The following is a 6571-nucleotide window of genomic DNA, read 5'->3' as shown; positions in this document are numbered from 1 at the left end:
GATCGTTACCCTCACCAGTCTACTCAGCATCTCGGCTTGGGGGCAAACCCTAACGCCGGAACAGCTCCAGACGGATTTCGCTCGCTTCCGAACCGCCCTGACCGAAGCCCATCCGGAAATGTACCGGTTTACGCCAAAATCGACCTTCGACTCCCTTTTTGCCGCCACAGCTACCCGACTGAATCGCCCAATGACTCAGCAGGAGTTTTATGTAACAATGACCCCGTTGCTGGTCGCCCTGGGCGATGGGCATATCAAATGGATTGTATCGGGTCGAGATGAACATTATCCGTTTTCTACCGACAAATTGTTTCCATTAAAATTGTATTTTCTGGGCGAAAAAGCCTGGGTTGTAGGCAACTATGGAACCAACAAACTACCAGACGGCGCCGAACTCGTAGCGATAAATGGCAAGCCGATAGCAGGCATTATTCAGAAACTATTGCCAAACATGACCTTTGCCGACGGTAATCGGATCGGTGGAAAGTTGGAAGACCTGAATCGCTATTTCTCAGGCTATTACGCGACGTTTATAGAGACACCGAACAGCTTCGACGTGACCTATCAGGTGAATGGCGAAACCCAAACAAAGACGCTCCAACCCGTTTCGGAGCAAACGATTAAAACGTATGCTGAGCAGCATAAAGACAGCCCTCAAAAACCGTTTCGCCTGAAATTTGCCGACAATCAGACGGCCGTGATGACCATCGAACGATTCTGGAGCGATAAAAAAGAACAGGATTATGGCCAGTTTTTAAAGGAATCATTTCACGAGATCAACCAGAAAAATGTCCAGCATTTAGTGCTTGATCTACGGAATAATGAAGGCGGGGAAGAATCGTGGGGAGTTGAGTTGTATAGCTATTTAGCCCGGCAACCATTCCGATACTACGACCACATCCGTGTTCGGCAGAAAAAAGGATTCTCCTTTCCAGCCTGGTCTTCAAAACTTTACCGGATGGCCAAATTTATAGTCGTTAAAAAACGGGGAGATGCCTATGTGTTTACCCATCATCGGGGCCTGAAATTGACTAAACCTAGTTCAGACGCTTATTCGGGGAAACTGTATGTATTACTCAATGGCAACAGTTTTTCCGTTACGACAGAGCTATCGGCTCGGATACATGCCGATAAACGGGCGCTGTTCGTCGGGCAGGAAAGCGGTGGAGGCTATAAGGTGAATAGCAGTGGTATTTTTGCCATCACGCAGCTTCCAAATTCAAAAATTGACCTCGGTATTGGCATGTTTGGATTCAATATGGCTAATGTGGAGGCATATCCCTACGTTGATCGCGGCATTATCCCCGACCATCTGGTCGAACCTACGGTTGAGGATATTTTGACTAAACGGGATCGGGTTATGGATTTTACGTTACAACACATCCAGTCGCAAAAAACAGCGCTGACCAATACGAACTGAATTGTCGTCAGTCATGCCTATAATTGCTTTGTAACCGATTGGCTACGTCAACGGCCAGTTCATCGCGCATGCTGTTGTAAAGACTCCAGCGGGAAGGTGGAAATAAGTTGGCGCTTTTGAGCGACTGCCCATTCAGTGCCCGATCGTCGCCACTGAAACTTTGCCATTCGGTTTGCCACGTACGACTTTCCCATACGGGCTCGTCCCACAACACTTTTCCGTTCTGTGTATCAATTGCCCGCATTTGTAGGGTAAGACCAGCCGAAATCGTTCGAACATAAGTCGTTAGCGTTCCCTGAACCTTCTCCATGATATCGACCTTTGTTGAGTCGTTGATTTTCTTCTCGCCGACTTTATAGGTCTGATTACTGTATACCGTCGTGGATGACGACGAAGTAGTTTCGTTATAGGGAGAATAATCCGTAACCTGCATTTGCACGGCCTGATGAATTGGAAAGCCGTCAATGACAGTCGATTCATTTACGTTGAAGGCTCTGGCCATCTCCTTGGGTGAGTACAATTGGACAAAAGTCGATGGAGTTGTATTACGACTAATTTCCTGGAAAATAAGTTGTTCCAGTTCCTGATTGTCAGATCGATTCAGCGCTCGTGTTGGTCCGAGCGGCTCAATCGCTACGCGAAGAATGGCAAAGGCGAAGGCATCAGCGGCTTTCGCCTTTGCCTGTTTGTAATCAGCAACCCATTCTTCGGTTTTGCGGTATTGAAGATAAGCGTCTTTGGCTGCCAGCCGATTACTTTCCCGGTAAGCAAATGCCTGTTCAGCAGCCTCGTAGCGGTCAGCAGCGGCCAATTGGCGAGTTTCTTGTTGTTGAGTCTGATAGGAGGTAGGGTAAGAAACGAGCCAATCTATACAGTCTGCACAGGTTTGCTCAAGTCTACGCTGGTCAAATCCACGACGGGCATTATCGGTGAGGGCTTGTAGTTGCTCATATTCCCGAAAAACGCGTTCCCAGCGAAAATCGACCTGGCTGGACGGAGCTGAAAGCTGACGGATTGCTGTCTGATGTTGCTCGTAAGCCTGAGTAAACGCTTGTTTCAGTACCTGCGTAGCCAATTCGTGACCCCGTTTGCTAAAGCCAGGTCGCTGCTCCAGCCGTTTGGATGCTCGTTGAACCGCCAGATCATATTTTTCCCGTTTAAAAGCGGTTTTTCCACTGCTACAGGCTATCAGCAGTGGGAGAATGAACAGGCAGAGTAGGATGGAGCGGAACATGATAGTAAGGTACAATTTTCATGACAGTTAGACAACGCGCCGAGTAGTTGGTTTATCTTTGACAGTCAAACAAACCTGCCTATGTCGAAACGTCGACGCAATCGTTCGGCCGAGAAGCTGCTTGGGACCTCGCCGGGTACACTCACGTATGTGGGAGTGGATATTGAACACGCTACAAAAATCAAGCGCATTGAATACAATCCGACAGATTATCGGATCGATGAGAGTAGCCGACTAAGCGCCTGCCGATTACCCAACCTGACAACGCCTTACATTAACTGGATTGATGTCGACGGGATTCATGAACCCAAAGTAGTGGCCGCGCTGGGGCAGCAATATCATTTACACCCCCTTTTGCTGGAAGACGTACTCAATACTGACCAAAAACCTAAAATTGATATCTACGACGGATCGCCAGCCAATGGGGATGGGGTTAAGAATGGGAATCTAACAAGTTCGGTCGTGTTTGTAACCCTCAAAATGCTGCACCACAGTCGCCAGAAACAGGAAATCGATGTCGAACACATCAGCCTGGTTTTGGGTAAAAACTATCTGATTTCCTTTCAGGAAGAACGATCGAGGGATATTTTTGAACCGATCATTGACCGCATTAAAGCATCATCGGGCAAAACCCGACGCAATGGGGCAGATTATCTATTGTACGCGCTGATGGATGTGATTGTCGATCACTATTTCCTGATCACAGAGCGAATAGGTGAAAAGATGGACGAGCTGGAAGATCAACTCGTTCAGGAACAGGCCAATCAGCAAACGCTGGCACTTTTGTATACATTAAAGCGCGAGCTGGCGGTCATTCGCCGGACGATTTTTCCGGTCCGTGAAATCATAAGCACCCTATTACGTGAAGAATCAGACTTGATTCAACACAGTACATTACCCTATCTGCGCGATTTAGCCGATCACAGCAACCAGGTCATTGAAACCCTCGATTCCTATCGCGAATTAATTTCGGGTATGATGGACGTGTATTATTCCATTGTGAGCAACCGTATGAACTCGGTTATGAAAACGCTTACAATCTTTTCGGCGATTTTTATGCCATTAACGTTCATTGTGGGGGTTTACGGAATGAATTTTAAATACATGCCTGAATTGGAAAAAAAAGACGGATATTTTGTTGTATGGGGCGTAATGATTGCGGTAACCGTCGGCATGATTGTGTATTTCCGACGACGCGGCTGGATGTGAGTTACTTATACGTATGACAGCGACTATTTTTCAATTAGCCAATAAGCAATGGGTAACCGATTCCCGTCAGGTAACGGGGCATATCACACCCGATCGGGTAAGGGATGTCGTATTTTTTGCTATTCAGGGCGAACACCACGATGGACATGAGTTTGTTGGTGAGTTGTATCAGAAAGGGATCCGTCAGTTTGTCGTCGAGCGTACGGCATTAACACCGGAGCGACGCGCTGAGTGGTTAGCCTACCCAGCGGCTACATTTATCGAAGTGGACAGTAGTTTACAAACGCTGCAATGGCTGGCCACTGAACACCGACGTCAGTTTCGGATTCCTGTCATTGGCATTACGGGCAGTAACGGAAAGACCATCGTAAAAGAGTGGCTGGCGCAACTGCTTGATGGCGGATCGCCCGATGATTTTGTCGTGGTCAAAAGTCCGAAGAGTTATAATTCGCAATTGGGAGTACCCCTATCGGTGCATGAACTGGCTGAAAATCACACATTAGGTATTTTCGAAGCGGGTGTTTCCAAGGTTCAGGAAATGCAGGCCCTGGAAGCGATCATTCGGCCAACCATTGGCATTTTTACGAACATCGGTACGGCTCACGACGAAGGATTCCGGAGCCGCAAACAGAAGATCGCTGAAAAACTCCGGCTATTTATTCATGCCAATACGATCATCTACAGCACAGATTATACCGACATTGATGAAGAAGTAAATCTCTTACTAAAAGCCGTCAATACTGATTTACATACCATTACCTGGTCATTGACAGGCCAACCCGCAACCTATCAGGGTTTGGTAAACGGCGATTGGTTACACTTAACGAGTAAAGCGGCCTCTTTTACATTAAAACTTCCTTTTACAGACCCCGCTTCGGTCGAGAACCTGATGCATTGTCTGGTCGCAATGCTAGTGCTACGTCCCTGGCAGAATGTCATCCTGCAGGAACGCTTGACTCGTCTCCGACCCGTTTCTATGCGCCTGGAACAGAAAGAAGGCATTCATAACTGCGTGTTAATCGATGATTCGTACAACAACGATGTTGCGGGTTTGCAGATCGCGTTACGGTTTCTTAACCAGCAAAATACCCGTACGCGTCAGATGGTTATACTTTCGGATGTACTACAATCGGGGCAGCCGGAAGCCGAATTATATGAACAGGTCGGCGCGCTGATGCGAACGCATGAGGTTGCTCAGTTCGTCGGAATTGGTCCTGTTGTCAGCCGAAATGCGCATTTTTTTACCAGTGATAGCCTTTTCTACCCAACTACCGACGCTTTTCTGTCGCAGTTTCCTTTTCATACGTTACGTGACACGACGGTGTTGGTGAAAGGAGCAAGACCTTTCTCGTTCGAGCGAATCATTGCCCGACTGGAGCGGAAAATTCACGGGACGGTACTGGAAATAAATCTGGATGCCCTGACGCATAACCTGAATTTTTACCGGGAGAAGGTAGGTCCAGATACGAAGTTGATGGTGATGGTGAAAGCGTTTGCTTACGGGAGTGGCAGTGCTGAAGTCGCAAAACTGTTGCAATTTCATCGGGTCGATTATCTGGGCGTAGCCTATGCTGATGAGGGCGTAACCCTTCGGGAAAACGGAATTCAGCTACCCATTATGGTCATGAATCCCTCGCCCGAATCCTTTTCGACCCTGCTGAAATACGACCTCGAACCCGAAATTTACAGCATGCGAATTTTGCGGGAATGGGGAACGTGGGTGGAAGGGCAGGATGCCCCATGCCCTATGCACTTAAAAATTGATACGGGTATGCATCGGCTTGGGTTTATAGAGCAAGAATTGCCCGAAGTGGTGGAGTATATTAAGCAGCATCCGGCCTTGCAGATTGCTACAGTGTTTAGCCATCTGGTGGGTGCTGATGAGGCCCGGTTTAATTCGTTTTCCGAGCAGCAATACGAAACTTTTCAGCGGTGTACAGCCCTTCTAGAATCAGCATTAGGGTATCGACCCATGCAACATTTACTGAATTCAGCTGGTATTGTGCGCTTTCCGGCCTACAAGCTCGATATGGTGCGCCTGGGCATTGGTCTGTATGGTGTGGAAGCTAGCGGTATCGATCAAGTAGCTTTACAGCCAGTTGGTACGTTACGGACCGTGATCAGCCAGATCAAGACGGTTCCGGCGGGTGAAACCATCGGGTATAGTCGGCGGGGTGTTTTAGAACAGGAATCCCGCATTGCTACCCTGGCTATCGGGTACGCCGATGGTTACGATCGTAGACTGGGGAACGGCGTTGGGCAAATATGGGTAAATGGTACGCGCTGCCCAACGGTAGGAAATATTTGCATGGACATGACCATGATTGATGTAACGGAAGCTGCGGCCAGTGAAGGCGATGAGGTCGTGATTTTTGGACCAGATTTATCGATTTCGGAACTGGCTCAGAAAATAGGAACAATACCTTATGAAATTCTGACGGGTGTGAACGAGCGAGTAAAACGAGTTTTTTTCAAAGAGGGAAACTAACTCAAGCACCCTATAAAAAGCAATTATTACATGAAGCCCTGAAAAGGGCTTTTTTAATGGTATAGTTTGTTATTTGTTTATTCAGTTGATGATAACATAACTAATAATTGACGTAACAAATTCTAAAAATCAACCTTATACTGTTTAGTTAATATATTGATTAATAAATAGTTAACAACCGTTGTGATTTTGTAATTAGTTGAACATTTATCGAAATAAT

The 6571-nt window shown here is 47.1% G+C and carries 4 protein-coding genes; 3 read left to right on the top strand and 1 reads right to left on the bottom strand.

Annotated elements, in window-relative coordinates; translation table 11 throughout:
- Nucleotide 1: 1 nt before the first annotated feature.
- Nucleotides 2–1420 carry a S41 family peptidase gene (locus tag ACYVE4_RS23440; RefSeq protein WP_461042687.1) on the top strand — a complete coding sequence of 473 codons (1419 nt, stop codon included), beginning with the start codon at nt 2–4 and terminating at the stop codon, nt 1418–1420.
- Nucleotides 1421–1427: 7 nt separating this feature from the next.
- Here the strand turns inward: ACYVE4_RS23440 and ACYVE4_RS23435 are convergent, their stop codons facing one another.
- Nucleotides 1428–2654, bottom strand: a complete 1227-nt coding sequence (locus ACYVE4_RS23435; RefSeq protein WP_461042686.1) for a hypothetical protein — start codon at nt 2652–2654, stop codon at nt 1428–1430.
- A gap of 81 nt (nt 2655–2735) precedes the next feature.
- On the opposite strand from ACYVE4_RS23435, the gene corA reads away from it, so the two are divergent.
- Together corA and ACYVE4_RS23425 are read left to right on the top strand one after the other, a co-directional pair.
- A complete protein-coding gene (corA, locus tag ACYVE4_RS23430) occupies nt 2736–3863 on the top strand; it encodes a magnesium/cobalt transporter CorA (RefSeq protein ID WP_461042685.1) in 1128 nt (375 codons plus the stop codon).
- 13 nt (nt 3864–3876) lie between these two features.
- On the top strand, nt 3877–6351 hold the full coding sequence (locus ACYVE4_RS23425) for a bifunctional UDP-N-acetylmuramoyl-tripeptide:D-alanyl-D-alanine ligase/alanine racemase (protein ID WP_461042684.1): 2475 nt from the start codon (nt 3877–3879) through the stop codon (nt 6349–6351).
- Nucleotides 6352–6571: the final 220 nt, after the last annotated feature.

The sequence above is a fragment of the Spirosoma harenae genome, assembly GCF_054776975.1.
This window is presented reverse-complemented; position numbering and strand designations above follow the sequence as displayed.